Raw genomic sequence first — 24,527 nt, 5'->3', positions numbered from 1 at the left:
GGTGTATGTTGGGTCGGCTCGGAGCGGCGCGACCTACGCTTTGCGGCGCGACCATGCGCCAGAACAGGAGACTCGGTCATGGGCGTTGTCTCTGTGGGGGTCCATGTGATTGATCAAGCGGTGGAAAGTTCGGCTTTCAGGTCGGCGGTCTGCGCAGCGAAATGGCCCTGCGCGATCCTCCAGGGCGTATCCAGCACCAGCGCCTCGGCCTTGCGGTCACCGACTATGCGCGCCGCGTGATCGCGTCCGCAGGCCAGTTCCGGTGGTCGGTGCTGCAGGTTGTGGGCGTCGCTGGCGATGATCGTCGCCAGGTTTTCCTCAAGGATCGCGTGGGCCAGCCGCCGCGCCGGTTCGCCGAATTTCCCGGCAACCGATCCGGCGGTCAGCTGCAGCAGGCAACCCTGCAGCAGGAACGGCTTGAGCTTCGACGGCATATGCATCAGTGCCTTGTTGCGCTCCGGGTGGGCGATCAGCGGAACGATGCCCTTGCCGATCAGCCACTCGGTCATGCGCTCGGCGCCGAACGGAATCTCCGCATGCGGGAATTCCAGCAGCAGGACCCGTTTGCCCTGCCATTCGCCGAGGAACGGGATGCTGCCATCGCAGACGCCCTTCATCATTTCGCTGCCGAAACGGACTTCGGCGGCGGCGCTCACCCGCAAGTCGATGCCGGCGCCTTTCAGCGCGTCGGCGAAGGCCTTGCAGACCTGCCGGATGTTGCCGGCGTCGTTGTCGTAACGACCGGGATGCATGTGCGGCGTGCAGACCATGTGCGTGATGCCATTTCCCACCGCCACGCGGGCGAGGGTCAGGGCGGTCGGCATGTCTGGCGCGCCGTCGTCGATACCGGGGAGCAGATGACTGTGCAGGTCGATCATGATGAGTGCGCTACGTGATGAATCGCCCGAGGTTGCTTACGCTTTCTCTTCGCCGTTGCTGTAACCGTAGTGGTCGTAGTAACCGCTGTAGCTGCCGTGCTTCGCGGCCTTCTGTACGTCCACCTGGTTGAGCACAACGCCGGTGAGCGGCGCGCCGCTCTGCAGCAGTTGGCCGATGCCTTTCTGCGCCAGCGGGATGGCCGTGCTTTCCGACTTGATCACATAGATCACCGCGTTGGCGAAGGTCGACAGCAGGGTGGCGTCGCTGACCGCCTGGCTCGGCGGCGAATCGACGATGATGCGGTCATAGCGTTCCTTGGTGACTTCCAGGAACTTCGCGAAGCGCGGCGAGGCCAGCAGTTCGAGCGGGTTCGGCGGCACCACACCGGCCGGCAGCATGTCGACATTGCCGACGGTCTGGATGCAGTCCTCGGCCTTCGCGGTGCCGGCGATGAGGTTGGCCAGGCCAGGCGCGCCGACCGGGAAGTCGAAGCTCTTGGCCAGAGTCGGCCGACGCAGGTCGGCGTCGATCAGCAGCACGCGCTCCAGCTGGCCCATGGCGAACGCCAGGTTGGCGGCCACAGCGCTCTTGCCCTCGCCGGGAACGGACGAGGTGATCACCACGACCTTGTGCGGCTGGCTCATGTCGCTGAGCATCACGCTGGTACGAATCGTCCGGATCGCCTCGCAGAAGCGCTTGTCCTGGCTCTGTTCGAACTGGTGGGCAATCTGCACGCGGCTCTTCTTCGGGATCAGCGGAACGATGCCGAGTACCGGCAGGTTCAGCTTGGTCTCGACGTCTTCCGGCGACTTGAAGGTGTTGTTGATCACGTCCAGCAGCAGGGCCAGGCCGATACCGACCACCAGCGACATGAAGGCCGCGATGACGATGATCAGGCGCTTGTTCGGCGCGCTGGGCTCGATCGGCGCGATGGCGGTGTCGACGATGCGCGCGTTCGACGAGTTCATGTCCGAGGTCGCTGCGGTTTCCTGCATGCGGGTCATGAAGGTGTCGTACAGGGTGCGGTTGCTGTCGACGTCACGCTGCAACTCGCGCAGCTTGAATTCCTTGCGCGAAATGTCCTGGATCTGCGCCTTGTTCTTGTTGAACGACGAGTCCAGTGAGTTCTCGTTGGCCACGGCCAGCTGGTAGTTTCGCTCGATACCGGCGACGACCTGGTCGACCTGGGTCTGCAGGCTGGCTTTAGCCGCGCTGAGGTCGGAACGGGCGGCGATCATCGACGGGTGGTTTTCCCCGTAACGGCGCGACAGTTCCTCGACCTTGGCGCGCGCACGTGCCTCTTCCGCCTTGAACTGCTGGATCAGCGGGTTGCTGAGTACCGCAGGGACGCTGGTCAGGCGATCGAGCCCCGCCTTGCGCATGGTTTCGACCTGGCGGTACTGGCTCTCGGCTTCGGCGCGCGCCCGGCGTGCGTCGATCATGCGGTCGCCCGTGACCGACAGGGTGTTGGCGCTGATGGTGGACACGCCACCGACATCCACTAGGCCTTCCGCTTCGCGATAGGCCTGCAGCTTGTCCTCGGCGCTCTGCAGGGTGGCGCGCAGCTCGGTCAACCGGGTGTTCATCCAGTTGGTCGAAGCCAGCGACATTTCCATCTGCGATTCGAGCTGCTTCTCGATGTAGCTCTGCGCCAGGGCGTTGGCGACCATCGCGGCGGTCAGCCTATCGGGCATTTCCACCGCGACGTTGACCAACTGGCTCTTGCCCTCGGCCCAGACCTCGGTGCGCTGCATCAGGTTCTGGGTCACGGCGTCGAAGATTTCCGCATCGGTCATCGGCTTGTCTTCGTTATCCCCACTGGGGACGGCACCGGGAATCAGGCTGTCGATGCTGAAGCGCTTGATCAGACCGGCGATGTTGATCAGCGGCTGCGGCTGCTGGCGCGGATCGAAATCCGGGTGCTCGGTGAGGCGCAGGTCGCGAACGACCTTCTCCGCCACGCCGCGGCTCTGGATCAGGCTCAACTGAGTCTGCAGGAATTCGCTGATGCCGGAACTCTGGTCGGTGATCGGCTGGAAGGTCAACGGCTGGTTGCCCTTGGGCTCGATCATCACCGTGGCCGAGGCCTTGTAGAGCGGCTTGATGCTCATCATCAACAGCGAGGTCAGCAGCGTGACCACCAGCACCAGGGTGAGGATGCCCCACTTGCGCGACCAGATGGCGCGCCAGATCCGCCGCAGGTCGATGAAGTCGTTGTCATCCTCCATGGAGGCATGTGGCAACGCTCGGTCCTTCTGGCTAATGCTTTCCAAGATCATCAGAAGAATCCCTGCTCAATATTGATGGTATCGCCCGGGTTCACCAGGGTGTCCAGCGTCGCTTTTTCAGGTTTGCGGGTGCTGTCGGCACCGCGAATGATGGTCATGCGTTTGGTCGATGCGCGCTCGCTGAGGCCGCCGGCCAGGGCGATCGCACGGTCGAGGGTCAGGCCCGGCTGGTAGGGATATCCGCCAGGCAGTTTCACTTCGCCGCTGATGTAGAACTCGCGGTAGTTGATCACGCTGACGGAAACGCGCGGGTCGACCAGGTAGCCGTCCTTGAGTTTCTGCGTCAGCAGCTTCTCGATCTCGCCGGTGGTCTTGCCTTTGGCCTGGACCTCGCCGACGAAGGGATAGGAGAAGGTGCCTGCGTCGTTCAGACGGATTTCGGCGAAGCTCAGATCAGGCTCGCCGAACACGTTCACCTTGATCACGTCGCCGGAGCTGAGGCGATAACCCGCGTCGGCGGCGCTGGCGATGGCGCCATAGCCGAACATCAGGATCAGACTGAAGAATTTGAGTACATTGCGAATGGACATGCGCGCGATTTCCTTGGCGAACTGACTGTTTCCGGCGTTGAGTGCCACCCGGGCTTCAGAGGCTGACATCGAAACTCACCATGTAAATGTTGCGGACGTAACCCTCGGTATCGAGGCTGGAATCGTTTTTCAGGTGACGGTAGCCGAGCCCGATGTCCAACCAGCGCAGCATGGCGTAGGTCACGCCGATGCCGTAGGAGCTGCGCTTGTCGGTACGGTCGACCGCCTCGTACTTGCGATCGGAATAGCGGTAGTTGAGGTCGGTGGCGATGCGCGAGGTCCACTCGTGCTTCCAGCCCAGCGTGGTGGTGGTGTCGTGAACGGTGGTGGCGCCATCGTCGCCTTCATCGAACGCGCGACGGGCGTCCAGGCTGAAGGTTGAATAGGTGCGAGGCTTGTAGGCGACACCCACTTCCCACATCGGGCTGGTGTAGTCCTTGACGTCGCTGGAATCGAAATTCTTGCGCTCGGCACCGAAGCGGATCGCGCCGGAAGTCTTCTTGGTGGCTTCCCAGGTCGCGCCGACCAAGGCTGCCGTGTCAGTGCTGTCGCGCTCGCTGTTCTGCTGCAGGTAGTCGAAGGTCGCATGGCGCAGCTCGCCGAGTACGCGGGTGCGTGCACCGAGGCGGTGGTACCAGGTGCCGACCAGGGCGGTGGAGTCGTATTCCTGGTCCTCGTTGAGATTGCCGCTGTTCTGGTAGCGACGCTCCAGGTAATTCGCCCCGAAGTCCAGCTGGTTGCGCGCGGTCTGCGCGCCATAGGTGTAACCGACACCTACGTTCTTCAGCGTGTACTTGTCGTTTTCATCGATCTCGGCGGTGTCCGAGGTCTCTTCGACCTTGTGATAGCCGACGTCCCAGCGCAGGCGATTGCGTGCGGTGAATTCCAGAACGCTCTTGAGCGTCAGGTGGTGATCGGTATGGCTGACCTGGGAATCCGAGTGGTAGTTCTTGTCGTCCAGCTCGTATTTGAGCTGGTAGCCGCTTTTGCCGGTTTCCGCGCTCAGAAGGAAGGTCGGATTGATGTTGGTAATCCAGGAGGATTCCTCATCGGTCTTGCGTCCGCGAATGTTGTCGTCGTAGCTCTCGCTGACGAACAGGGTCGGCGTGAAGTCGAAGCCCGCCACATCGATGCTCTGAGGCTCGGTGGCAGCGGCGTTGAACGACATGGAACCGGCGAACGTGGCAGCCATTACCTTGGGTATTTTCATAGTTGCTCGAATCCGTTCTCACGAAGGAATAAGGACGATTGGAATACAGATGGACCGCGGTCCCGGGTCTTGGCCCGGGTACCGCGGCCATCACTCAACTTGCGCTAGCTACCGGGCCACCCGGGGCGCAGCCACCGGGTGTAGTGCCAGGATGGCCGTGCCAGTTGCCGTGCGAGGGCAACGAGGGCGCATTTTTCAACTTGTCGTAAGCAGCCGCGAGGGTCAGACGCGCGAGCGCGTTGAGGTCCGCGAGGCTTTTCAGCGCAAGATGACTATCGACGGGGCTTGCCCACGGGCTGCTGTAGCTCTTGCTGACGATCAACTTGGAACCGAGATCGATCCGGCCAAGATTGATGCCACCGAAGTTGGTGGCAGAAGCATTGAACGACAGCGACGCGACGGAGGCGAAAGCCACGACCTTTAGCGTTTTCATCATGATTGGAGATTCCATTCACACGTTTTTATAAGAAGCACGCTGGCAAAACTGACCGGCTCCGTGCACCGAGCTCGGTCCCCGCGCCTCGACCGACTCTCAGCTTGCACTTGCTGCCGGGCCGGAGCTTCCCCCGACCCTTCCGCCTCCACCCGAACCAGGCGATGGAACCGAATTCGACGTATCCCGGCCGGTTGAGTTCCCCGGCGTAAACAAATTGCCACTATCCGCCGCCGGCCCCCCAGCGGCCGTGGGCAATTGCTCGGTGACATAGGCGACGATCAGCTCCGCATCCTCGGGCGAAGCATCGACTGCCGCGGCGATGATCGCGTCCACGTTGGCCGGGCAGGCCTCGATCAGAGCGGCGATCGCCTGCAGCTGAACCTGGTTACCTACGCGAGTCATCTGCCCGATCTGCTGCGCGCTGAGCGCGGTGCAATCGATATCGACCGCCGTAGCGCGCTCATCCGCGGCGAAGGCGCTCGCTGCGGCAACACTCAAAGCCATAACCCATACGGTCACTGCATGGCGCATAGAAGAACGTCCTTATCGTTGATACTGGCACTTGGCCCATCGCCAAACGACCGGGAAAGACAGGGCCGACCAAGCGCATGGCAATAAAAAAATTTTGTTACATGGTTTCTTGGAATTAGAGGTGCCGCGAGATTGCCCTTCACTGGAACGTCCCCTGGTGGAAACGCAGCATTACAGTGCAGGGCCGCCCTTGGGGGGCGAAGAAGACAACAGCTGGAGCCAGGTGGCCGACGGGACCGTCAGGCACGCTACCGCCCCAAGGTTCGTCGTTTCCTTGAGAACGAGGCGGCGGCTCTAGCACTTTCTGGGTGGGACAAGTCGACAGCCCTTATCCCTGATCAATGCCTCGATTCTACAGGAGATCGATGACAGTGACGTTAATCAGGCAATATGTATGCCCATAGTCAAAATATCGTCACACCGACAGGTGCGAAAGCTTCATTCTTACCTGCTGCTCGCGATGCAGGATGTTGAGCAGAAGAACCACCCGCTCATCCCCATCCATCGCCAGGAAAATCGCGTCCATATCCGCCAGCGGACCGGCCTTGATATGAACCTTGTCCCCAGGACTGAACACCACCTGCCCCTCATCCGCCGCACAGCGTGCCCTGAGTTGCTCGACGATCGCGTCATCGACCTGGCACGGATGCCCGCAAAACCCGATCACCCGGCTCACCCCACGCGTGGAGCGCAGCGCCGTCCAGTTGCCGTCGGCGGCGATCCGCGCGAACAGGTAACCTGGAAACAGCGGCTGCTCGGTACGGCAGAGCTTGTTCGCCTTGATGCTTTCCCCCGATAGGGTAGGCCCGAAGCACTCGAAGCCCTGACGACTCAGATGCTCGAGCGCCCGTCCGTCCTGCCGTGGCTTGCACTGAATCAGGTACCAGGCGATATCCGGCATCGCAACGCACTTATCCATAAGCTTCATCCAGTAAGGTCAGCTCTCGAAGCTCTATCGGATCGCCAGGCGCTCCGCTTCCGCGCAGGAAGACAGGGGCAAAAGCAGGTTCAAGTCCTGCCACCACTTGACCCCGATTTCTTCGAGAAAGTTCGCAGTGTTCGATATATCAAACAGAAAATTGATCGCCGGTTGAATCCTGTCGCATTTATGCCTTCGCCTCCTCAACGCCGTTGCTCTTTTCAACGATTGTCCCTAGCATTCGTTTGAGATTTCAAACGCGCCACCTTATTCTCTGGCGCCATCGCCGAACGCTGTCTGTTCCTTGAATTCGAAAGGTGAGGAAGCTCATCGTGTTCGCGCGCCGCGCGCACGAATCGCCGCCCCCGAACGGAGCGTTACCACCCATGCCGGATCAGCGCTTCCGATCCGGCCCGCAGGAGACCGCCATGCAACTCAAAGACTCCACGCTGTTCCGTCAGCAAGCCTACATCGACGGAGCCTGGCTGGACGCGGACAACGGCCAGACCATCTCGGTGAACAACCCGGCCACCAACGAAGTCATCGGCAGCGTACCCAAGATGGGCAAGGCGGAGACCCGTCGCGCCATCGAGGCCGCTGAACGCGCGCTGCCGGCCTGGCGTGCGCTGACCGCCAAGGAGCGTTCGATCAAGCTGCGCCGCTGGTTCGAGCTGATGATGGAAAACCAGGACGACCTGGGCCGTCTGATGACGCTGGAACAAGGCAAGCCGCTGGCCGAAGCCAAGGGCGAGATCGCCTATGCCGCCTCGTTCATCGAGTGGTTCGCCGAAGAAGCCAAGCGCATCTATGGCGACACCATTCCCGGCCACCAGCCGGACAAGCGCATCATCGTCATCAAGCAGCCGATCGGCGTCACCGCTGCGATCACGCCGTGGAACTTCCCCACCGCGATGATCACCCGCAAGGCTGGCCCGGCCCTCGCCGCCGGTTGCACCATGGTGATCAAGCCCGCCTCGCAGACGCCCTACTCCGCCCTCGCGCTGATGGAGCTGGCGGAGCGCGCTGGCATACCGAAAGGCGTGCTCAGCGTGGTCACCGGCAGCGCCGGCGACATCGGCGGCGAGCTGACCAGCAACCCGGTGGTGCGCAAGCTGTCGTTCACCGGCTCCACCGAAATCGGTCGCCAGCTGATGGCGGAATGCGCCAAGGACATCAAGAAGGTCTCCCTGGAGCTGGGCGGCAACGCGCCCTTCATCGTCTTCGATGATGCGGATCTGGACGCCGCCGTCGAGGGCGCGCTGATTTCCAAGTACCGCAACAACGGCCAGACCTGCGTCTGCGCCAACCGCCTGTACATCCAGGACGGCGTCTACGATGCCTTCGTCGAGAAACTGAAAGTCGCGGTGGCCAAGCTCAAGGTCGGCAACGGCATGGACGACGGCGTGACCACCGGCCCGCTGATCGACGACAAGGCCGTGGCCAAGGTCAAGGAACACATCGAGGACGCGTTGAGCAAGGGCGCCCAGGTGGTCAGCGGCGGCAAGGCGCACAGCCTCGGCGGCAGCTTCTTCGAGCCGACCATCCTGGTCAACGTGCCGAAGGATGCAAAGGTTTCCAAGGAAGAGACCTTCGGCCCGCTGGCGCCGCTGTTCCGCTTCAAGGACGAAGCCGAAGTGATCGCCATGGCCAACGACACCGAGTTCGGCCTGGCGTCCTACTTCTACGCCCGCGACCTGTCCCGCGTGTTCCGCGTGGCCGAGGCGCTGGAGTACGGCATGGTCGGCATCAACACCGGGCTGATCTCCACCGAAGTCGCGCCGTTCGGCGGCGTGAAAGCTTCCGGCCTGGGCCGCGAAGGCTCCAAGTACGGCATCGAAGACTACCTGGAACTGAAATACCTCTGCCTCGGCGGCGTATAAGCCGCGAGGTGACGCGCCCGGCGGGTGTCGGGTGCGCCGCGAATACCCCAAGGCGCCCGGAAGCGCTGTGGCAGTCGATCATCGTATGCTGCCGCCAGCGACTCCGGGCGCGTTTCATCCTTGACCCGGTCCGCACGATGAGCGGCCAAGAGGAGATCATGAGCAAGACCAACGAATCACTGATGCAGCGCCGCCATTCCGCCGTTCCACGCGGTGTCGGCCAGATCCACCCGATCTTCGCCGAGAAGGCCGAGAACGCCACGGTCACCGACGTCGAAGGCCGCGAGTTCATCGACTTCGCCGGCGGCATCGCCGTGCTCAACACCGGCCACCTGCATCCCAAGGTCGTCGCCGCGGTGCAGGAGCAGCTCACCAAGCTGTCCCACACCTGCTTCCAGGTGCTGGCCTATGAGCCGTACGTCGAGCTCTGCGAGGAGATCAATAAGCGCGTGCCGGGCGACTTCGCGAAGAAGACCCTGCTGGTCACCAGCGGCTCGGAAGCGGTGGAAAACGCCGTCAAGATCGCCCGGGCCGCCACCGGCCGCGCCGGTGTGATCGCCTTCACCGGGGCCTACCACGGCCGCACCATGATGACCCTCGGCCTGACCGGCAAAGTGGTGCCCTACTCGGCCGGCATGGGCCTGATGCCCGGCGGCATCTTCCGCGCCCTGGCGCCCTGCCCGCTGCACGGCGTGAGCGAGGACGACTCGATCGCCAGCATCGAGCGCATCTTCAAGAACGACGCCCAGCCGCAGGACATCGCCGCGATCATCATCGAGCCGGTGCAGGGCGAGGGTGGCTTCTACGTCAACTCGCCGGCGTTCATGAAGCGCCTGCGCGCGCTCTGCGACCAACACGGCATCCTGCTGATCGCCGACGAAGTGCAGACCGGCGCCGGGCGTACCGGCACCTTCTTCGCCACCGAGCAACTGGGCGTGGTGCCGGACCTGACCACCTTCGCCAAATCGGTCGGCGGCGGCTTCCCCATCTCCGGCGTCTGCGGCAAGGCCGAGATCATGGACGTGATCGCCCCCGGCGGCCTCGGCGGCACCTATGCCGGCAGCCCGATCGCCTGCGCCGCGGCGCTCGCCGTGCTCAAGGTGTTCGACGAAGAGAAGCTGCTGGATCGCTCCAACGCCGTCGGCGAACGCGTCAAGGCCGCGCTGCGCGAGGTCCAGGCCAAGCACAAGGTGATCGGTGACGTTCGCGGTCTCGGTTCGATGGTCGCCATCGAGCTGTTCGAGGGCGGCGACGTGCACAAGCCGGCCGCCGAACTGGTCGGCAAGATCGTCGCCCGCGCACGCGATAAAGGCCTGATCCTGCTGTCCTGCGGCACCTACTACAACGTCATCCGCTTCCTCATGCCGGTCACCATTCCCGATGCCCAGCTGGACCGTGGCCTGGAGATCGTCGCCGAGTGTTTCGACGAACTCGCCTGAGTCTGAGTCGCGCTGTAGAAAAGACCCGCTTCGGCGGGTCTTTTTTTGCCGTAAAATCCCCGCGCTCGGTGCCGCGATAGGCACCTCTCGCCACAAGCACACGTCCGCAAGAAAGCCTCCGGTAGCGGCAGACGCCGCCAGATCGACCGATCGCGTCGGCGCACCGGAACCGTTCGACCACAGGAATACCGATGTCCGACAAGCGCTCACCGCCGACCGTCCTGATCGCCGAAGACGATCGCTGGACCGCCGATCTGCTCGTGCAACTGGTCCGCAGCGCGCGCTGCGACGCGAATATCCAGCGCTTCGAGGACGGCCAGCAGGTGCTTGAGCTATGCCAGCGCCGGCCGCCGAGCCTGGTGATCGCCAGTTCGCAATTGCGCGGGCTGGATGGCCTGGAACTGCTGCGTCAGCTACGGCGCGACCGATCCAGGCCGCTGCTGCCGTTCTTCCTCATCGGCGCGAACGCCGACACCGCCAGCGTGCGCGCGGCGCTGCCGCTGCACCCCACGGCCTACCTGACCAAACCCTTCGAGGCCGAGAAGCTGCTGCGACGGCTGCAGCAGGTGCTGGTCGCGCCGGGCGAAGAGGTCGTCTACACGCCTCCCGCCGCGCCACCGGGCATGACCCTGGACGCCTTTCTCGCCGACCAGCGCGAAAACGCCGAGGGCGCGCCACTGCTCGACGGCGTGCGTGAGGCGCTGCAGCGCCTGAACAGTCGCGACTGTGCCCTGGGCGAACTGGAAGCGCTGTTCGGCAAGGACCCGCACCTCACCGCCCAGCTCATCGCCGTCGCCAATTCGGCCCAGCGTGCCCGGGGCGGCAACTGCCAGACCCTCGGCCAGGCGCTGCCCAGGGTCGGCGTGGTGCATGCGCTGAACCTCGCCCTCGGCGTCGCCCTGCAACGCAGCGCCAACCTGGCGGACGAGACGCTCGCCGGGCTGGCCCGGCATTTCTGGGAGTATTCGCAGCGCACGGCCGACTACGCGCACTGGCTGGCCGAGCGACTCAAGGTCGACGCCGAGCTGTGCTACACCGCCGGCCTGCTGCATCGCCTGGGTGATCTCGCCGTGCTGCGCTCGCTGCAGGACTGGCGCAACGCCGCGGGTGCGCTGGACGAGCTAAGCATCGACAGCAGCCTGCAGCGCCACAGTGCCGGCTTCGGGGGCGCCATGCGCACCCGCTGGCGACTGCCGCTGGACCTGCGCCAGCTGATCGGCGCTGCCTACCAGCTCGGCAGCGGGGTTTACTCGCGCGAGGCGCTGATCATGAACCTGGCCGCCCAGCTCGCCGCGCAGACGCCGGAAGACCCGCCGCAGGCGCTGGCCGAGACCAAGGCCGCGCGCATGCTCGGCCTGGACAAGGCCACCCTCGCCCGCCTGCCGGTGGCGCAGGCATCCTGAGCCAACACGCGGCTCAGGCCAGCGCCTCGCGAACGAAGTCGAGGCGATCCTGGCCGAAGAACATCGCGTCGCCGACGAACATCGTCGGCGCGCCGTAGACGCCACGCCGCACCGCCGCCTCGGTGTTCGCCTTCAGCGCATCCTTCACCTCCTGATCGCCGACCAGCGCCAGCATCGCCTGCGGATTGAAGCCGGCCTCCACCAAGGTCTTGCCCAGCACCACCGGATCGCCGAGCTCGCGCGCGTCCACCCACAGCGCGCGGAAGATTGCCTGCAGGTAGGCCTCGAAACGCTCCGGCTCACGGAGCTGCACGCCGACGACGCTGCGCATCAGGGTCAGCGTGTTGATCGGGAAGCCGGCAGGAAAAGCCAGCGGCACGCCGTAACGGTCGGCGAAGCGCTGCAGGTCGATATAGGAATGCCGGGCCTTGGCCGGCACGGTGGCCGGCGAGGCGTTGCCGGTGGCCTGGAACACACCGCCCAGCAACATCGGCACATAGACCAGCGTTGCACCGGCCTGCGCGCAAAGCTTCGGCAACTGCGTGTACGCCAGGTAGCTCGCGGGGCTGCCGACGTCGAACAGGAATTCCACGGTTTTACTCATCGATTCGCTCTCTTGTTGTTGGTTTTTTTCCGCGGCATCGCTTACCAGCGCTCGCTCCACGGTCGCAGGTCGAGCTCGAAGGTCCAGGCATCGCGCGGCTGGCGGTGCAGGAACCAGTAGTTTTCGGCGATGTGCTCGGGGTCGAGAATGCCATCCTGGTCTTTCGTCGCATACTTCTCCGGGAAGTTCTCGCGGATGAAGTCGGTGTCGATGGCGCCGTCCACCACCACGTGGGCGACATGCAGGTTCCGCGGCCCAAGCTCACGCGCCATGCTCTGCGCCAACGCGCGGATGCCGTGCTTGGCCCCGGCGAAGGCGGCGAATCCGGAGGCCCCGCGCAGCCCGGCGGTGGCACCGGTGAAGAGGATGGTCCCGCGCTCGCGGCCGACCATCCGCAGCGCAGCTTCGCGGGCGCAGAGGAAGCCGGAGAAGCAGGCCATTTCCCAGATCTTGAAGTACTTGCGCGCGGTTTCCTCGAGGATGCTGCACGGCACGTTGGCGCCGATGTTGAACACCAGCACCTCGACCGGGCCGATGTCCCGCTCGATCTCCTCGAACAGCGCCTGTACCGCCTCCTCGCGCCGGGCGTCCGAGGCGAAACCGTGCGCCTCGCCGCCCTCGGCGCGGATCGAATCCACCAGCGGCTGCAGCTTGTCCGCACTGCGCCGGGTGACGCAGGCGACGTATCCCTCGCGGGCGAAGCGCCGGGCGATGGCGCCGCCGGTGGCATCGCCGGCACCGATGATCAGGGCAACCTTCTTGTTGTTATGCATGGATGGCCTCTTTACTGAATGATCGTTTACTAAACGGACGTTATGCTACGATCCGCCGCATCGTCAAGTTGCCTGCGACACAGGAGGCCCCGTGCGCTACGCCGCCGATCACAAGGATCAGACCCGCGAGAAACTGCTCGAAAGCAGCGGCGCCATCGCCAAGCATGGCGGCTTCTCGGCCTCCGGCGTGGCCGGGCTGATGAAGGCCATCGGCCTCACCGGCGGCGCCTTCTACAGCCACTTTTCCTCCAAGGACGAGCTGTTCGCCGCCATCGTCCGCCGCGAACTGAGCCATAGTCTGAAACTGCTTGGAGGCACCCAGGCCGGGGGGGCCGACGTCAACCGCGCCAAATTGCGCCGCTGCCTGGCGCGCTATCTGAGCATGGCCCATGTCCGGCGGCCCGACAGCGGCTGCGCGATCCCCAGCCTCGGCGCGGAAATCGCCCGCGCCGAACCCGCCGTACGCGAAGAAGCCGAGCGCTGGCTGCTCCAGCTACAGGAGGCCTGGAGCGAGGTGCTCGGCGACCCACAACTGGCCTGGGCACTGATCGCCCAGTGCGTCGGTGCCCTGGTGCTGGCGCGCATGATGGCGAGCACGCAGTGCCAGGAAGACGTGCTGGCCGCGAGCCGCGGGCTCGTGGAGAAGACGCTGGGCTGAGGCGGACACCTGTACCTTTCATGTCCTCCCGCGGTCGGTGTGGGATTCGCGGGTGGATGTGGAAGGCGACATCCACCCTACGCCGGGCGGAAATCCGCGCCGATCTGCAACGCCTCCAGCCGGGCGCGCAGCAATTCGGGAAAGCGCTTGAACCAGACCTGGTTCAGCGGTGAGGGATGCGGCAACGGGTGCAGACGCAGGCGCCGCGCGACACCCGCTTCGGACAGCTCGACCTCGATATGCGCCGTGAAGCGGTCTTCGCGCTGCCAGAACGCTTCCAGCGCCTGGCGCACCTCGCGCGGCTGGTCGATGGCGAACCAGAGGAATGCCTCGCGGCCGAGGGTCACCAAGTCGCGCCCCTGCCAGCCCTTGAGCAACAACTCGCGCATCAACGGATGGAAGCGCTTCTTCACCGCCATCGACCAGGCCTTGTTGCCCAGCGGCTTGTACGGCACGGTGTTGATCCAGAAGAACGGCCGGCCCACCCCGCGCAGCGCCTCGAAGTCGCTCGTCGACTCGCCGTGCAGCTGCCGGTAGAGCACCTTGCGCACGATCTGCCCGCCGCTGCCGATGAAGGGCTCGCCGTGGCGCACCTCCTCGCGGCCAGGATCGCGGCCGAAGAATGCCAGAGGCGCGTGCGGGTCGCCGAGGCCGATGATCGGCTCCAGCGGGTTCTTGCCGAAGTGCGAATAGACGGCAAGGTCGATACCGTCGGTCTGCTTCGCCCGCTCACGAAACGCACGGTGCAGCGCGGCGCTGATCGCCACCCTAGAGGTCCGCGTCCTCGACCGGGCGCACCCGGGTGGCGTCCAGCGCATAGGCGGCGTCGGCCATGTCGTTGCTGACCTTCTCCACCTTCAGCGGCCCCTCGACCCACAGCGGCGCGTAGATGTCGGACAGCAAGATGCCCTTGGGATAGCGCACCAGCACGATCTGGTTCGGCGGTGGTGGCGGTACGTGGATGCAGGCGCCGGGATACGGCACGAGGAAGAACAGCGTGCTGCGCCCCTTGGCGTCCGACTCCAACGGAACCGGATAACCGCCCAGGCGCAGCGCCTTGCCGTCGAGCTTGGCCACCGTCTTCGCCGAATACATCACCGCCGGCAATCCCTTCTCCTGCTTGATCCCGCCCTTGGCGCTGAAGCCCTTGCCTTCGGGGGTGTCATGGCTGATCTCGGGCATCTGCTCGAGCGCCTTGCGGTCCGTCGGCGGCATCAGTTCCAGCCAGTCGGTTTCGGGCAGCTCGGCATGAACCAGGGAAGACAGCAGGCACAGCAGCAACAGAGAGAGTCGGCGCATGGATTCGGTCGAAGAGAAGGGTGGGCCGCAAGCGGCCCGATCGGTCAGCGTTTGCGGCTGACCAGGCCGTAGATCACCAGCAGGATGATCGCACCGACGACCGCGCCGATAAAGCCCGCCGCTTCGCCGGCCTGGTAGATGCCCACGGCCTGGCCGCCGTATGTGGCCAGCAGCGCACCGCCGATGCCCAGCAGGATGGTCATGATCCATCCCATGCTGTCATCGCCAGGCTTGAGGAAGCGTGCGATCAGGCCGACGATCAGGCCGATGAAGATGGTTCCGATGATGCCCATGCGAATCTCCTGAATATGAAAGAGACGCGGCAAAGCGCCGCGTTGTGCATGGGACCGGAGAGGACAAACGCAAGTTCGCGAAAAACTGCGCAAGGCCCGCGGGAGAGCCGCGCGGCGCCTTCCCAGGCGCCGGGCGCGCGGGTTAGGCCCTGGCGATCAGCGCTTCGACGGCGGCGATGCGCTGTTTCAGCGTCGCGGCATCGGCGCTGCGCAGGGTGGCGTGGCCGACCTTGCGTCCGGCCTTGAAGGCCTTGCCGTAGTGGTGCAGGTGGCAGTCGGCGAGCGCCACAACCTGCTCGGTGGGCGGCACTTCGCCGATGAAGTTAAGCATCGCGCTCGCGCCGAGGGCGGCGGTGGAGCCCAGCGGCAGGCCGGCGACCGCGCGCAGGTGGTTCTCGAACTGGCTGCACTCGGCACCTTCGATGGTCCAGTGCCCGGAGTTGTGCACGCGCGGGGCGATCTCGTTGGCCTTCAGCCCGCCGTCCACTTCGAAGAACTCGAAGGCCAGCACGCCGACGTAGTCGAGTTTGTTCAGCACGCGGCCGACGTAATCCTCGGCGAGCGCCTGCAGCGGATGCGCGGTGCTGGCCACCGAGAGGCGCAGGATGCCGCTGTCGTGGGTGTTGTGCACCAACGGGTAGAACCGCGTTTCACCGTCACGGGCGCGCACCGCGATCAGCGAGACTTCCCCGGTGAAGGGCACGAAACCCTCGAGGATGCAGGGCACGCCGCCCAGCTCGGCGAAGGCGCCGGCCACGTCCGCCGGGGTGCGCAGGACCTTCTGGCCCTTGCCGTCGTAGCCCAGGGTACGGGTCTTCATCACCGCCGGCAGGCCGATGGCGGCCACCGCGGCGTCGAGATCGGCCTGCGAATGGAGGTCGGCGAATTCCGGCGTGGGGATGCCCAGCTCCTTGAACATCGACTTCTCGAACCAGCGATCACGGGCGATGCGCAGGGATTCGGCGTTCGGGTAGACGGGCACGAACTGCGAGAGGAAGGCCACGGTTTCCGCCGGCACGCTCTCGAACTCGAAGGTCACCAGGTCCACTTCGTCGGCCAGCTGGCGCAGGTGGCCCTGATCGCCGTAATCGGCGCGGATGTGCTCGCCGAGGGCGGCGGCGCAGGCATCCGGCGCGGGGTCGAGGAAAGCGAAGTCCATCCCCAGCGGAGTTCCCGCCAGGGCCAGCATGCGGCCCAGTTGGCCGCCACCGATCACGCCGATCTTCATCACTGATCCCTCGGGTCCGGGTTGTCCAGTACGGTCTGGGTCTGCTCGTCGCGGAACTGCTTGAGCGCGACGTGGAACTGCGGGTGCGTGTGGCCGAGGATGCTCGCCGCCAGCAGCGCCGCGTTCACCGCGCCGGCCTTGCCGATGGCGAGGGTGGCGACCGGAATGCCGGCGGGCATCTGCACGATGGACAGCAGCGAGTCGACGCCCGACAGCATCGACGACTGCACCGGCACACCCAGCACCGGCAGATGGGTCTTGGCCGCGCACATGCCCGGCAGGTGCGCGGCGCCGCCGGCGCCGGCGATGATCACCTGGATACCGCGCTCCTCGGCCTGCTCGGCGTACTGGAACAGCAGGTCCGGCGTGCGGTGCGCGGAGACCACCTTCACCTCGAACGGGATGCCGAGTTTTTCCAGCATCTCGGCGGTGTGACTGAGGGTGGACCAGTCGGACTTGGAGCCCATGATCACGCCTACCAGTGCGCTCATCGTCGTGCCTCTTGCGTCGGGCGCCCGCGGGCGCAGAAACCAACAAGCCACGCTGGAGACCAGGCGTGGCTTGTGTGCGAAGCGACCGTGCCGGGCCGCGAAGGCCGCGCAGTATAACCCAAGGCGCAAGCGGCGACAGCCCGCCGTTCGGCGCCCCCGAAGCCTGCCGCGCATCGCCCCCGCCGCGCTGAAAGCGGCGCCCGCAGGTGCTCGCCCGACGGCCCTAGAAGCTGACGGTGGTGGACACCAGGAATTGCCGCGGCTCGCCGACCGAGACGTAGTTGCGGCTGGCGCTGGACGAGTAGTAGCGACGGTCGAACAGGTTCTTCACGTTGAACTGGAAGCCGACGTCGTGACCGCCGAACCGGGTGTCGTAGCTGGCGAAGGCATCGGCCACCGTGTAGGCCGGCAGGTCGAAGCTGTTGCTGGCGTCGCCAGCGCGCTCGCCGACGTGCCGCGCGCCGGCGCCCAGGCGCAGGTTGTCGCCGCCGAACAGCGAACCGACCTGGTACACCGCCGACAGCGACGCCGTGTTCCGCGCCACGTTCTGCAGACGGTTACCCTGGTAGAGCGGGTCCTCGGTGACCTCGGCATCCAGCCAGGCGTAGCTGCCGATCAGGCTCCAGCGCTCGCTGAGCTGGCCGCTGACGTCCAGTTCCAGGCCGTAGGAGCGGACCTTGCCGGCCGCGCGGCTGACGGTGGCGCCGCCCACCTCCTCGGTGACCAGCACGTTGCGCTTGTGGATGTCGAACAGCGCCAGGTTGGCGGTGACCCGGTCCGGGATGTCCAGCTTGGCGCCCAGCTCCCAGGACTTGCCCTCTTCCGGCGCGATGGACGAATCGATCACTGCGTCGCTGGCCAACGGCGCGATGGTCGAGTTCGGCTTGAACGACTCGCTGTAGCTGGCATACAGCGAGAAGCTATCGTCGAAGCGGTAGACCACGCCGCCGCGCGGCACCCAGACCTGGCCGTCGATGTCGGTGTTGGGCCGGAACGGCCGACCGCGCCCGGCGTACTGGTCGTAGATCAGGTAACGCCCGCCGGCGACGAGGATCCAGTGCTCGTCCAGGTGCAGCGAGTCCTGCAGGTACAACGAGTCGGTGCGCAGCTTGTCGGTCTGGTCGCTCGATCCGGCATCGGCCACGTCGGACGGATCGACCGTGCCATAGACCGGATCGTTGTAGTTCATCGGACTGTTGCCGCCACGAATCAGGTCGGCGCGGAAGATCTTGCGCTTCTCGCTGTCGATGCCCACCACCAGTTCGTTGCGATAGCCGGCGATCTGCAGGTCGCCACTCAGGCTGGCGGTGGCGAAACTGTCGCTGCTGACCGCGCCGTGGGTGCCGTCGATACGCCGCGTCACGGTGCCGTTGCCGTTGACGCCCGTCACCCGCGCCTGGTTGTCGTCGTAGGTCTCGCGGGTCCAGCCGTAGGCGAAGTTGGCCTTCCAGGTTTCGTCGAGGCGGTGCTCGACGGCCAGCCGGGTCAGGTCCGAACGCCCTTCGGTGACGTTGAAGGCCTCGTCCAGTCGGCGGGTGCGCGGGATGTCCAGCGGCTTCAGGGTTGCCGGATTGATCGCCGTGCCGCGGTCGAACGGGGTCTCGAACTCGCGATGCTCGTAGCTCAGGTTGACCGTGGTGTCCTCGCCGTACCAGGCCAGCGACGGCGCCACCAGGGTCTCGCGGAAGTTGCCGAAATTGCGCCAGTAATCCTCGTCCTGGTGGTCGACGATCATCCGGTAGGCCAACCCGCTGTTACCCAGCGCGCCGGTGCTGTCCAGCCCGCCGCCGCTGCCGCTCTTGCCGTGGGCGTAGGTCGAGCCGCGCAGGGTCACGTTGTTGTACTGCTCCAGCTGCGGCTTCTTGCTGACCACGTTGACGATCCCGCCCGGGTCCTGGATGCCGTAGAGCAGCGACGCCGGGCCCTTGAGCACTTCGACGTGGTCGGCGCTGGCGCTGAGGCTGCGCCCGAGGATCGACGGCAGGCCGTCGCGCATGATCGAGCCGTCGCGGTTGTCGCCGAAGCCGCGCTTGCTCACCGCGTCCTGGGTGCTGCCGAGGGTGTTGGCCTGGGTGATGCCGCTGATGTTGTTCAGCGCGTCGTCGAGGTTGCGGGGTTTCTGGTCGCGCAGCACCTGCGCCGGAACCACGTTGACGGTCTGCGGCACTTCCAGCAGCGGGGTGCCGCTGCGGGTGATCGAGGGCGTACTGCTGGGCTGGTAGCTGTAACGGTTGGCGTCCTCGGCGGTCACCGTCAGGCCATCCAGGTTCATCGCCTGCGTCGCGGCCTGTGGCTCGACGGTGAAGGTTCGTTCGTCGACCTTGCGGGACGCGTAGCCACTGCCCGCCAGCAACCGCTGCAGTGCCTGCGCGGCACTCATCGAGCCGTCGAGCGCCGGCGCGCCGAGCGTAGCCGGCAAGGCGCTGGTATAGACCACCGCCAGACCGGTGATGCGGCTGAACTGGTCGAGCGACTGTGCCAGCGGCTGCGCGGCGAGGGAGAACCGGAAGCGCCCTTCGACCTGCTCCGCGGTGGATTGCGCGTGGGCAGGCGCCGGCAGGCCAAGGCCGAAGAACAGCAAGACGGCGGCGAGCGGAGTCAGCGGCGGGAAAGGGCGACGTTTCATCGTGCGTTCTCTGTAGAGGAAGTGGCGTTGATGCGAATTGATCGCATGACCACTACACGAAGCCGCCGCGGGTTTACCTCTTTCCTCGACCTGCAGCACCGGCCGGCGCCAGAAGCGCAGGAACAGGTCCTGGACCAGATCGGCGGCGGTGGCGCGGCAACCGACCTGTCGGCTGACCAGCGACTCCAGGCGCTGCCGGTTGGCCAGGAACACGCGAAGGAAATCCTCCTGGGAATCCAGCGGCGGCGGCTCGGGGGAAGAGCGATCGGGAGTCATTGCACGACGGCGTCACGGCTGTGCGCCGGGGCGGCGCGACGAAATGACTCAAATGATAATGCTTATCAGGAAACTTCGATAGCGACCGGCGAGGACCGGTCGCGATTCTCTTCGCGGCCATCCCGCGCGGATGGCCGGTCGTGACGGGCGCTGCGGGCCCGTCGTCGGCGTCAGTGCCCGCCCACCACCATCGCGGTGAACGGCGAGACGTACGCCTGCAAGGTCACCAGCAGGCCGACCAGCACGGCCAGCACGATGGAGTGGAAGAACACGTAGCGCAGGATTTCACCCTCGTGCCCATACCAGCGCGTCGCGGTGGAGGCGACCACGATCGACTGCGCATCGACCATCTTGCCCATCACCCCGCCGGAGCTGTTGGCCGCCGCCATCAGCACCGGGCTCAGCCCGAGCTGCTCGGCGGTAACCTTCTGCAGCCCGCCGAAGAGCACATTGGAGGCGGTATCCGAGCCGGTCAGCGCCACCCCTAGCCAGCCGAGCAGCGTGCCGAACAGCGGATAGAAGATCCCCGTCGCGGCGAACGCCAGGCCCATGGTCGCGTCCAGCCCCGAGTAGCGCGTGAGGAAACCGAGCGCGAGCATCGCCACGATGGTGATCAGCGAATAACGCACCACCCAGATCGTTTTCACGTAATGCCTGGCCAGGGCCAGTGGCGAGTAGCCCATCAGCAGACCGCCGATGATCGCCGCCAAGAGGATGCCGCTGCCGGTCGAGGTGAACCAGTTGAACTTGTACAGCGCCTCCTCGGTTTTCGCCTGCGGCACGACCGGCGGGACCTTCTCGATCTTCTGGTGGATGGCGTCGAAGGTCAGCACCGGCGAGAAGATCGGGTTGGCCTCGGTCTTCGGCTTGCCGGTGGGGTCGAGCAGCACCGCGCCGGTCTGCGGATCGAGCGCGGGACGGGTATCGAACATCGACTTGAAGCCCTGCGTGCCCCAGGCGAAGACGAACACGGTGAGGATGATCCACGGCATCCAGGCGCGCAGCACGGCGCGCTGGCCGTCGCCGGAGAACGCCGCGGCGCCGCCGGGCTTCTCATCCGGATCGACATCCACCTTGGAATTGTCGACGCGGCCCGACAGCGCCGCCGAGGTGTGGACGGTCTTCGGTTTCCAGACCCGGAGGAAGCCGGTCAGGCAGGCCATCGAGATCAGCGCCGCGATCACGTCCACCAGCATCGGGCCGTGGTAGTTGGAGACGATGAACTGCGGCACGGCGAAGGTGACCCCCGCGATCAGGATCGCCGGCCAGATTTCCATCATCTTGCGCCAGCCGGCGAAGGCCCAGATCAGCCAGAACGGCACGATCACCGAGAAGAACGGCAGTTGCCGGCCGACCATCGCCGACAGCTCCATCTCGTCCAGCCCGGTGACCTTGGCCAGGGTGATGATCGGCGTGCCCAGCGCGCCGAACGCCACCGGCGCGGTGTTGGCGATCAGCGCCAGGCCCGAGGCCGCCAGCGGCGAGAAGCCGAGGCCGATGAGGATCGCCCCGGTCACCGCCACCGGCGTACCGAAGCCCGCCGCGCCCTCGAAGAAGGCACCGAAGCAGAAGGCGATCAGCAGCAGTTGCAGGCGCCGATCGTCGGTGATGCGCGCCAGGGAGTCCTGCAGCACCTTGAACGAGCCGTTCTCGGTGGTCAGGCGATGCAGGAAGATGATGTTGAGGACGATCCAGCCGATTGGCAGCAGACCGTTGGCCGCGCCGTAGAGCGCCGCCGAACCTGCCATGCCGGCGGGCATGCCGAAGGCGAAGATCGCGATGACCAACGCCGAGCCCAGCGCCATCAGGGCCGCCAGGTGTGCCTTGACGTGGAAGAAGGCCAGCGCCGCGAGCATCACGACCACCGGGACGGCGGCCATCAGCGTCGATAACAGCGCATTGTCAAAGGGGTCGTAGAGTTGTTGCCAGATCATGTGCCACCTCTTTTTTTATTGTTAGTAGCGAACGGTGCGGAGCGGTCCTGCAGCACGAAAAGCAGCAGCAGTATAGGTCGTTTTCCCAGCTTGCCAGGCCGATCGAAAAAAGCCCGGAAACCTCACTCCTTAGCACTGTTCGCCGCACTTTCGAGCTTGCGCCAGAGCAGGCGCACGGTGGCCTTGCGCAACAGCGCGCAGCGGTACAGGCGAATCTCCAGCGGCACCTGCCAGTGTTCGCCGCCGCACACGCGCAGATCGCCGCGCGCCAGCTCTGCCTCCACGCTCAGCCGCGGCACCCAGGCCACGCCCAGCCCCTGCAGCGCCATGCTCTTGAGGCTGTCGGCCATCGCCGTTTCGTAGACCGTGGTCGAGCGCAATGCACGCTGGCGCAGCAGCAGGTTCACCGAGCGACCGAGAAAGGCTCCGGCGCTGTAGGCGAGCAGCGGCACGCTCTGCCCGCTGTCGAGATCGAACAACGGCTGGCCGTCGGCCGCCACCGCGCACACCGGCAGCATCGAGGTGGCGCCCAGGTGCAGCGAGGGAAAGATCTCCGGGTCCATCTGCAGCGCGGCATCCGGGTCGTAGTAGGCGAGGATCAGGTCGCAGGCGCCCTCGCGCAGCGAGTGCACGGCCTCGCCTACGTTGCTCGCCAGCAGGCGGCTGGCGATGTTCAGGCCCTGCTCGCGCAGGCCGGCGATCCAGACCGGAAAGAACCCCAGCGCCAGCGAATGCGCCGCGGCGATCTGCAACACCTCGCCCTGCTGGCCTTCGAGGTGGTGCAGATGGCGCGCCACCTCGCCCAGCTGTTCGACCACGCTGCGCGCGCTGACCAGGAACAACTGCCCGGCTTCGGTCAGCTCCACCGGCGTGCGCGTCCGGTTCACCAGGGTCAGCCCCAGCGCTTCCTCGAGGCTGCGAATGCGCCGGCTGAAGGCGGGCTGGGTGACGAAGCGCTTCTGCGCCGCCTGGGAAAAGCTGTGCGTGGCGGCCAGGGCGATGAAGTCCTCCAGCCATTTGGTTTCCAGGTTCATTGCAGTTCTCGGCAGGGCGGCGAAGGGATTATGCCTCTACTGCATCACGCGGCTCAAAATCCATCACTGCTCGCCGTTGGAAGAGACCTAAAAACGGCAGCAATCGCCGCAATGAGGGAATAGTTCGGCCTGACACGCTCCGCCAGAGGAAAAGGTCACCCGAATGGATATGCCGTTCCGGCATGGGCCAGCGTTTAACAGCATTGGCCGGCCCCTCGCAGGTCGCCCTACTCTGCACGGCATCGCGGCATCGTCCGCCTTTCCCAGAGTCAGCTCACCATCATGTCCAGCGTCGCCGCCCCTCGCATCGAAAAAGACCTGCTTGGCACCCTCGAAGTCCCCGCCGAGGCCTACTACGGCATCCAGACCTTGCGCGCGCTCAACAACTTCCGCCTGTCCGGCGTTCCGCTGGCGCACTACCCGAAGCTGGTGGTGGGCCTGGCGATGGTCAAGCAGGCCGCCGCCGACGCCAATCGCGAGCTAGGTTATCTGTCGGCGGACAAGCACGCGGCGATCAGCCAGGCGTGCGCACGGCTGATCCGCGGCGAATTCCACGAGCAGTTCGTGGTGGACATGATCCAGGGCGGCGCCGGCACCTCGACCAACATGAACGCCAACGAGGTCATCGCCAACCTGGCGCTGGAAGCGCTCGGCAAGCAGAAAGGCGAGTACCAGCACCTGCACCCGAATAATGACGTGAACATGGCGCAGTCGACCAACGATGCCTACCCGACGGCGATCCGCATCGGCCTGCTGCTTGGCCACGACACCCTGCTGGCCAGCCTGGAAAGCCTGATCCAGGCCTTCGCCGCCAAGGGCGAGGCGTTCGCCCAGGTGCTGAAGATGGGCCGCACGCAGTTGCAGGATGCCGTACCCATGACCCTCGGCCAGGAATTCCACGCCTTCGCCACCACCCTCGGCGAAGACCTCCAGCACCTGCGCCGCCTGGCCCCCGAGCTGCTCACCGAAGTGAACCTCGGCGGCACCGCCATCGGCACCGGCATCAACGCCGACCCGCGCTACCAGGCGATCGCCGTCTCCCGGCTCGCCGAGATCAGCGGCCAACCGCTGAAAGCCGCCGCCGACCTGATCGAGGCCACCTCCGACATGGGCGCGTTTGTGCTGTTCTCCGGCATGCTCAAGCGCACCGCGGTGAAGCTGTCGAAGATCTGCAACGACCTGCGGCTGCTCTCCAGCGGCCCACGCACCGGGATCAACGAAATCAACCTGCCGCCGCGCCAGCCGGGTAGCTCGATCATGCCGGGCAAGGTCAACCCGGTGATTCCCGAGGCGGTGAACATGGTCGCCTTCGAGATCATCGGCAACGACCTGGCGCTGACGATGGCGGCCGAGGGCGGCCAGCTGCAGCTCAACGTGATGGAGCCGCTGATCGCCTACAAGATCTTCGACTCGATCCGCCTGCTGCAGCGCGCCATGGACATGCTCCGCGAGCATTGCGTGGTGGGCATCAGCGCCAACGTCGAGCGCTGCCGCGAACTGGTCGAGCACTCGATCGGCCTGGTCACCGCGCTGAACCCCTACATCGGCTACGAGAACGCCACGCGCATCGCCAAACTGGCGCTGGACAGCGGCCGCGGCGTGCTCGAACTGGTGCGCGCCGAAGGTCTGCTCGACGACGCCATGCTCGCCGACATCCTGCGCCCGGAAAACATGATCGCCCCGCGCCTGGTGCCGCTGAAGGCGAGCGTTTAAGCCCTGACGCGTCAACGGTTGGGACCACTCTCCCCAAGCCCCTCAGGGAGATACAGCGCGAGCTGTATCTCCTTTTTTCATGG

22 protein-coding genes and 1 pseudogene are annotated in these 24,527 nt (G+C 65.4%); 5 read left to right on the top strand and 18 right to left on the bottom strand.

Annotation, left to right across the window (positions count from 1 at the left end; translation table 11 throughout):
* Positions 1-113: 113 nt before the first annotated feature.
* The 7 genes from B2X67_RS19195 to rfaH all read right to left on the bottom strand — a co-directional run bounded on the left by B2X67_RS19195 (position 114) and on the right by rfaH (position 6,775).
* Positions 114-878, bottom strand: a complete 765-nt coding sequence (locus B2X67_RS19195) for a tyrosine-protein phosphatase (protein ID WP_286786494.1) — start codon at positions 876-878, stop codon at positions 114-116.
* 36 nt (positions 879-914) lie between these two features.
* A complete protein-coding gene (locus B2X67_RS19190; protein WP_286786493.1) occupies positions 915-3,158 on the bottom strand; it encodes a GumC family protein in 2,244 nt (747 codons plus the stop codon).
* Positions 3,158-3,697: a polysaccharide biosynthesis/export family protein gene (locus B2X67_RS19185; protein WP_286786520.1), complete on the bottom strand. Its 540-nt coding sequence runs from the start codon at positions 3,695-3,697 to the stop codon at positions 3,158-3,160. Before B2X67_RS19185 ends, B2X67_RS19190 begins: the two co-directional genes overlap by 1 nt.
* A gap of 55 nt (positions 3,698-3,752) precedes the next feature.
* Positions 3,753-4,889, bottom strand: a complete 1,137-nt coding sequence (locus tag B2X67_RS19180) for an outer membrane beta-barrel protein (protein ID WP_286786492.1) — start codon at positions 4,887-4,889, stop codon at positions 3,753-3,755.
* Positions 4,890-5,001: 112 nt separating this feature from the next.
* Positions 5,002-5,343 carry a hypothetical protein gene (locus B2X67_RS19175; protein WP_286786491.1) on the bottom strand — a complete coding sequence of 114 codons (342 nt, stop codon included), beginning with the start codon at positions 5,341-5,343 and terminating at the stop codon, positions 5,002-5,004.
* A 96-nt stretch (positions 5,344-5,439) separates the two neighbouring features.
* A complete protein-coding gene (locus B2X67_RS19170; RefSeq protein ID WP_286786490.1) occupies positions 5,440-5,874 on the bottom strand; it encodes a hypothetical protein in 435 nt (144 codons plus the stop codon).
* 415 nt (positions 5,875-6,289) lie between these two features.
* Positions 6,290-6,775 carry a transcription/translation regulatory transformer protein RfaH gene (gene rfaH / locus B2X67_RS19165; RefSeq protein ID WP_286786489.1) on the bottom strand — a complete coding sequence of 162 codons (486 nt, stop codon included), beginning with the start codon at positions 6,773-6,775 and terminating at the stop codon, positions 6,290-6,292.
* Between the two features lie 446 nt (positions 6,776-7,221).
* Here rfaH and gabD point away from each other — a divergent pair, with 446 nt between their 5' ends.
* The 3 genes from gabD to B2X67_RS19150 all read left to right on the top strand — a co-directional run bounded on the left by gabD (position 7,222) and on the right by B2X67_RS19150 (position 11,515).
* On the top strand, positions 7,222-8,673 hold the full coding sequence (gabD, locus tag B2X67_RS19160; RefSeq protein WP_282343769.1) for an NADP-dependent succinate-semialdehyde dehydrogenase: 1,452 nt from the start codon (positions 7,222-7,224) through the stop codon (positions 8,671-8,673).
* A gap of 158 nt (positions 8,674-8,831) precedes the next feature.
* On the top strand, positions 8,832-10,112 hold the full coding sequence (gene gabT / locus B2X67_RS19155; protein WP_286786488.1) for a 4-aminobutyrate--2-oxoglutarate transaminase: 1,281 nt from the start codon (positions 8,832-8,834) through the stop codon (positions 10,110-10,112).
* 191 nt (positions 10,113-10,303) lie between these two features.
* Positions 10,304-11,515 carry an HDOD domain-containing protein gene (locus tag B2X67_RS19150; RefSeq protein WP_286786487.1) on the top strand — a complete coding sequence of 404 codons (1,212 nt, stop codon included), beginning with the start codon at positions 10,304-10,306 and terminating at the stop codon, positions 11,513-11,515.
* A gap of 13 nt (positions 11,516-11,528) precedes the next feature.
* Here the strand turns inward: B2X67_RS19150 and B2X67_RS19145 are convergent, their stop codons facing one another.
* On the bottom strand, positions 11,529-12,119 hold the full coding sequence (locus B2X67_RS19145) for a 2-hydroxychromene-2-carboxylate isomerase (RefSeq protein ID WP_286786486.1): 591 nt from the start codon (positions 12,117-12,119) through the stop codon (positions 11,529-11,531).
* Between the two features lie 41 nt (positions 12,120-12,160).
* Entirely contained in the window at positions 12,161-12,892 is a 732-nt protein-coding gene (locus B2X67_RS19140; protein WP_286786485.1) for an SDR family oxidoreductase, read from the bottom strand.
* A 91-nt stretch (positions 12,893-12,983) separates the two neighbouring features.
* Here B2X67_RS19140 and B2X67_RS19135 point away from each other — a divergent pair, with 91 nt between their 5' ends.
* A complete protein-coding gene (locus B2X67_RS19135; protein ID WP_286786484.1) occupies positions 12,984-13,550 on the top strand; it encodes a TetR/AcrR family transcriptional regulator in 567 nt (188 codons plus the stop codon).
* A gap of 77 nt (positions 13,551-13,627) precedes the next feature.
* Here the strand turns inward: B2X67_RS19135 and B2X67_RS19130 are convergent, their stop codons facing one another.
* The 9 genes and pseudogenes from B2X67_RS19130 to B2X67_RS19095 form a co-directional block, all read right to left on the bottom strand.
* Positions 13,628-14,311 carry a uracil-DNA glycosylase family protein gene (locus tag B2X67_RS19130; protein WP_376747732.1) on the bottom strand — a complete coding sequence of 228 codons (684 nt, stop codon included), beginning with the start codon at positions 14,309-14,311 and terminating at the stop codon, positions 13,628-13,630.
* 7 nt (positions 14,312-14,318) lie between these two features.
* Positions 14,319-14,849, bottom strand: coding sequence for a DUF3299 domain-containing protein (locus B2X67_RS19125; protein WP_286786482.1), 531 nt, complete (start codon positions 14,847-14,849; stop codon positions 14,319-14,321).
* A 44-nt stretch (positions 14,850-14,893) separates the two neighbouring features.
* Positions 14,894-15,142: a GlsB/YeaQ/YmgE family stress response membrane protein gene (locus tag B2X67_RS19120; RefSeq protein WP_282343781.1), complete on the bottom strand. Its 249-nt coding sequence runs from the start codon at positions 15,140-15,142 to the stop codon at positions 14,894-14,896.
* Between the two features lie 142 nt (positions 15,143-15,284).
* Entirely contained in the window at positions 15,285-16,370 is a 1,086-nt protein-coding gene (locus B2X67_RS19115; protein WP_286786481.1) for a 5-(carboxyamino)imidazole ribonucleotide synthase, read from the bottom strand.
* Positions 16,370-16,861, bottom strand: coding sequence for a 5-(carboxyamino)imidazole ribonucleotide mutase (gene purE, locus B2X67_RS19110; protein ID WP_286786480.1), 492 nt, complete (start codon positions 16,859-16,861; stop codon positions 16,370-16,372). Before purE ends, B2X67_RS19115 begins: the two co-directional genes overlap by 1 nt.
* A gap of 223 nt (positions 16,862-17,084) precedes the next feature.
* Positions 17,085-19,487 (bottom strand): TonB-dependent siderophore receptor, encoded by a 2,403-nt coding sequence (locus B2X67_RS19105; protein ID WP_349677805.1) that lies wholly within the window; start codon positions 19,485-19,487, stop codon positions 17,085-17,087.
* Positions 19,488-19,561: 74 nt separating this feature from the next.
* Positions 19,562-19,763: pseudogene (locus B2X67_RS20945) on the bottom strand (RNA polymerase sigma factor); the annotation flags it as partial.
* A gap of 170 nt (positions 19,764-19,933) precedes the next feature.
* Positions 19,934-21,697: an L-lactate permease gene (locus tag B2X67_RS19100; RefSeq protein ID WP_286786478.1), complete on the bottom strand. Its 1,764-nt coding sequence runs from the start codon at positions 21,695-21,697 to the stop codon at positions 19,934-19,936.
* A 122-nt stretch (positions 21,698-21,819) separates the two neighbouring features.
* The gene (locus tag B2X67_RS19095; RefSeq protein ID WP_286786477.1) at positions 21,820-22,731 is read right to left on the bottom strand and encodes a LysR substrate-binding domain-containing protein; all 912 of its coding nucleotides are present in this window, start codon (positions 22,729-22,731) and stop codon (positions 21,820-21,822) included.
* A gap of 282 nt (positions 22,732-23,013) precedes the next feature.
* Here B2X67_RS19095 and B2X67_RS19090 point away from each other — a divergent pair, with 282 nt between their 5' ends.
* Positions 23,014-24,444, top strand: a complete 1,431-nt coding sequence (locus B2X67_RS19090) for an aspartate ammonia-lyase (RefSeq protein ID WP_286786476.1) — start codon at positions 23,014-23,016, stop codon at positions 24,442-24,444.
* The last annotated feature ends 83 nt before the right edge of the window (positions 24,445-24,527 follow it).

The organism is Pseudomonas sp. UBA3153, from assembly GCF_002364635.1.
In the GTDB taxonomy this organism is placed as follows: domain Bacteria; phylum Pseudomonadota; class Gammaproteobacteria; order Pseudomonadales; family Pseudomonadaceae; genus Pseudomonas_O; species Pseudomonas_O kuykendallii.
This window is presented reverse-complemented; position numbering and strand designations above follow the sequence as displayed.

What these genes read in the sequence shown, in the direction of transcription:
- B2X67_RS19145 (WP_286786486.1), bottom strand. Translation starts at nt 12,119, where the DNA reads ATGAGTAAAACCGTGGAATTCCTGTTCGACGTCGGCAGCCCCGCGAGC.
- B2X67_RS19090 (WP_286786476.1), top strand. Translation starts at nt 23,014, where the DNA reads ATGTCCAGCGTCGCCGCCCCTCGCATCGAAAAAGACCTGCTTGGCACC.
- gabD (WP_282343769.1), top strand. Translation starts at nt 7,222, where the DNA reads ATGCAACTCAAAGACTCCACGCTGTTCCGTCAGCAAGCCTACATCGAC.
- purE (WP_286786480.1), bottom strand. Translation starts at nt 16,861, where the DNA reads ATGAGCGCACTGGTAGGCGTGATCATGGGCTCCAAGTCCGACTGGTCC.
- B2X67_RS19095 (WP_286786477.1), bottom strand. Translation starts at nt 22,731, where the DNA reads ATGAACCTGGAAACCAAATGGCTGGAGGACTTCATCGCCCTGGCCGCC.
- B2X67_RS19140 (WP_286786485.1), bottom strand. Translation starts at nt 12,892, where the DNA reads ATGCATAACAACAAGAAGGTTGCCCTGATCATCGGTGCCGGCGATGCC.
- B2X67_RS19125 (WP_286786482.1), bottom strand. Translation starts at nt 14,849, where the DNA reads ATGCGCCGACTCTCTCTGTTGCTGCTGTGCCTGCTGTCTTCCCTGGTT.
- B2X67_RS19170 (WP_286786490.1), bottom strand. Translation starts at nt 5,874, where the DNA reads ATGCGCCATGCAGTGACCGTATGGGTTATGGCTTTGAGTGTTGCCGCA.
- B2X67_RS19180 (WP_286786492.1), bottom strand. Translation starts at nt 4,889, where the DNA reads ATGGCTGCCACGTTCGCCGGTTCCATGTCGTTCAACGCCGCTGCCACC.
- B2X67_RS19115 (WP_286786481.1), bottom strand. Translation starts at nt 16,370, where the DNA reads ATGAAGATCGGCGTGATCGGTGGCGGCCAACTGGGCCGCATGCTGGCC.
- rfaH (WP_286786489.1), bottom strand. Translation starts at nt 6,775, where the DNA reads ATGCCGGATATCGCCTGGTACCTGATTCAGTGCAAGCCACGGCAGGAC.
- B2X67_RS19100 (WP_286786478.1), bottom strand. Translation starts at nt 21,697, where the DNA reads ATGATCTGGCAACAACTCTACGACCCCTTTGACAATGCGCTGTTATCG.
- B2X67_RS19175 (WP_286786491.1), bottom strand. Translation starts at nt 5,343, where the DNA reads ATGATGAAAACGCTAAAGGTCGTGGCTTTCGCCTCCGTCGCGTCGCTG.
- B2X67_RS19105 (WP_349677805.1), bottom strand. Translation starts at nt 19,487, where the DNA reads ATGAAACGTCGCCCTTTCCCGCCGCTGACTCCGCTCGCCGCCGTCTTG.
- gabT (WP_286786488.1), top strand. Translation starts at nt 8,832, where the DNA reads ATGAGCAAGACCAACGAATCACTGATGCAGCGCCGCCATTCCGCCGTT.
- B2X67_RS19185 (WP_286786520.1), bottom strand. Translation starts at nt 3,697, where the DNA reads ATGTCCATTCGCAATGTACTCAAATTCTTCAGTCTGATCCTGATGTTC.
- B2X67_RS19150 (WP_286786487.1), top strand. Translation starts at nt 10,304, where the DNA reads ATGTCCGACAAGCGCTCACCGCCGACCGTCCTGATCGCCGAAGACGAT.
- B2X67_RS19120 (WP_282343781.1), bottom strand. Translation starts at nt 15,142, where the DNA reads ATGGGCATCATCGGAACCATCTTCATCGGCCTGATCGTCGGCCTGATC.
- B2X67_RS19190 (WP_286786493.1), bottom strand. Translation starts at nt 3,158, where the DNA reads ATGATCTTGGAAAGCATTAGCCAGAAGGACCGAGCGTTGCCACATGCC.
- B2X67_RS19195 (WP_286786494.1), bottom strand. Translation starts at nt 878, where the DNA reads ATGATCGACCTGCACAGTCATCTGCTCCCCGGTATCGACGACGGCGCG.